This is a genomic window from 'Chrysanthemum coronarium' phytoplasma, assembly GCF_000744065.1.
GTDB lineage: Bacteria > Bacillota_I > Bacilli_A > Acholeplasmatales > Acholeplasmataceae > Phytoplasma > Phytoplasma asteris.
In genome coordinates this window covers 1-2,471 of the sequence record NZ_BBIY01000073.1, presented here as the reverse complement: position 1 = coordinate 2,471, position 2,471 = coordinate 1, and the positions used below count along the sequence as shown (strand labels likewise).

Genomic DNA, 2,471 nt, shown 5'->3' with positions numbered 1-2,471 from the left:
CTAACCAAATTAGAAACTATTGCTAATGCAACAGAAGGAGTTGCCAAATCTTATGCTATTCAAGCTGGGCGCGAAATTCGTGTTATCGTTGAACCAGACAAAATCGCAGACAATTTTATTTTCCAAACTGCCCGCACCATTAAAGAACAAATTGAAAAAGACATTAGTTACAATGGTGTTATCAAAGTTACTGTTATAAGAGAAACCAGAGCTGTGGAAATGGCTAAATTATAATCCACCAAAGGAGATAATTAATTCATGAAAATAATGTTTATCGGAGATATTTACGGAAACCCAGGAATTAGTTATTTTGCCGAAAAAGTGGGTTTTTTAAAAGAAACTTACAAACCTAACCTCATTATTGCCAATGCTGAAAACGCTGATAATGGCAAAGGTTTAAGTTTTAAAATTTATAAAAAATTACAAAAATTAGGTGTTGATTTGATGACTATGGGAAACCATGTTTGGAAAAATAAACAAATTAAAAATTTTATTGACAAATCAAATGTAATTCGTCCCATCAATGACACCCAACAATTAGGTCAAGGTTATAAAATTATTGATTGCGAAGATAAAAAAATTTTAGTTATGAATGCTTTAGGACGTGTTTTTATTAACTCCAAATTGCATTGCCCTTTCAAAACTATTGATAATGTTTTGGAACAAAATAAAGCTAAATATGATTTTTCTTTTTTGGATTTTCATGCCGAAGCCACTAGTGAAAAAATTGCTTTAACTCATTATTTTGATGGTAGAATTGATGCTATTGTAGGCACTCACACTCATGTTCAAACTAACGACGAACGCCTTTTTCCCCACAATACTCTTTATATTTCTGATGCAGGAATGACAGGAGCCAAGGACGGCGTCATTGGTAAAGAAAAAGAACCTATAATTCAATCTTTTTTAGGAAATCGTGTTGTTTCAAGACCTAATGCCGAAGGAAAAAGACAATTAAACGGTTTACTTGTCACTCTTAAACCTCACAAAACTATTGAAAAGATTAATTTATCAGAATGAAATAAAATTTGTTTTATGAAAACTAAGCGAAAAATAATCAAAATTATCTTATGTATCACTTTAATTTTTTTTGTTTTTTAACGCTTTGCATTTTTTTATTTTATTCTGGTTTTTTAATTATTTAAATTATTATACCAAACATAACTTTTCCATATAAATTTATAATGATTTTATATTTTGGAAAATATTTAATAACCCCAAAACACTTCTACCCTCATAAAGGAAAATTATGAAAAAAGTAATCGCTATTACAGGTCCTACCGCTTCAGGAAAAACTAGCCTTTCTATTAAAATAGCTAAAAAATTTAATTTAGAAATAATTAATTGCGATTCTCTTCAAATGTATCAAAAATACGATATTGGAACTGCTAAAATAACTCTCGAAGAAGCCCAAGGAATTAAACATCATCTTTTAGATTTTCTTGCTCCTGGAACAAATTACAGTATTTATCATTTTCAAAAAGATGCCCGCAAAAAAATCGAAGAAACGCCCCTTCCTTTATTTGTGGGTGGTAGCGGGCTTTATCTTAAATCAGCTCTTTTTGATTATGAATTAACTCCTAAATCTTTGTTTTTGCCACCTACTTCTTTACCTGCAATAGAAAATATGATTGATTTTATTAAACAAAAAGATCCTCAATTAATTGCGAACCTAGATTTAAAAAATCCTCGTCGCATCCTAAGCGCTTATCAAGATTTACTTGAAGGCACTTTAAGGTCACAAAAAAATAAAAAACACAATTCTCTATATTCTTCGCTAATTTTTTATCTCGATATTGATAGACAAATTTTGAAAAAAAGAGTTATTTTAAGATTGGAACAAATGTTAAAACAAGGTTTTATAGAAGAAGTTAACCAAATTCAAACTCATTTTCCAAACGCCAATTTTAATATTATTGGTTATCGTGAAATTAAAGCTTTGTTAGAAGGAAAAATAACTTTAGACCAAGCCAAAACCTTAATTATTCAAAAAACTATGCAATATGCCAAACGCCAAAAAACTTGGTTTAAAAATCAAATTAATCCCATCATTCTAGATGCCTTATCCCCTGATTTAGAAAAAACCACTATTTGCCTTATTAACGATTTTTTAAAAACTGATTAAACATTAAACAATTAAACCAACGAAAACAATTCCAAAAAATAAGAAAGTAATTAGAAATATGATTAATACAAACGATTTTAAAACTGGACAAACCATTAAATTCAACAACCAAATTTATCAAATCCTAGAATTTTTACATGTCAAACCTGGTAAAGGTGCTGCATTTGTAAGAACCAAATTAAGAAACCTAAGAACAGGTAGTGTCATTGACTACACTTTTAACGCTGGTATCAAAGTGCAGCCTGCCTTAATTACTAAAATTAAGATGCAATTTCTTTATGCTTTGGAAGATAATTATATTTTTATGAATACTCAAAATTACGAACAATTAGAAATTAACAAACAT

The 2,471-nt window shown here is 29.2% G+C and carries 2 protein-coding genes and 2 pseudogenes; all 4 read left to right on the top strand.

The features are described from left to right. Nucleotides 1–234, top strand: a pseudogene (locus tag OYV_RS03445) (ribonuclease Y); the annotation flags it as partial. A gap of 24 nt (nucleotides 235–258) precedes the next feature. Next, nucleotides 259–1,020, top strand: a complete 762-nt coding sequence (locus OYV_RS03440) for a TIGR00282 family metallophosphoesterase (RefSeq protein ID WP_034172400.1) — start codon at nucleotides 259–261, stop codon at nucleotides 1,018–1,020. A 229-nt stretch (nucleotides 1,021–1,249) separates the two neighbouring features. After that, on the top strand, nucleotides 1,250–2,125 hold the full coding sequence (gene miaA, locus OYV_RS03435; protein ID WP_042068297.1) for a tRNA (adenosine(37)-N6)-dimethylallyltransferase MiaA: 876 nt from the start codon (nucleotides 1,250–1,252) through the stop codon (nucleotides 2,123–2,125). A 58-nt stretch (nucleotides 2,126–2,183) separates the two neighbouring features. Then, nucleotides 2,184–2,471 (top strand): annotated as a pseudogene (locus OYV_RS03430) (elongation factor P); the annotation flags it as partial.

Excerpts from the sequence above, each read along its gene's own strand:
- miaA (WP_042068297.1), top strand. The coding sequence starts at position 1,250 with ATGAAAAAAGTAATCGCTATTACAGGTCCTACCGCTTCAGGAAAAACT.
- OYV_RS03440 (WP_034172400.1), top strand. The coding sequence starts at position 259 with ATGAAAATAATGTTTATCGGAGATATTTACGGAAACCCAGGAATTAGT.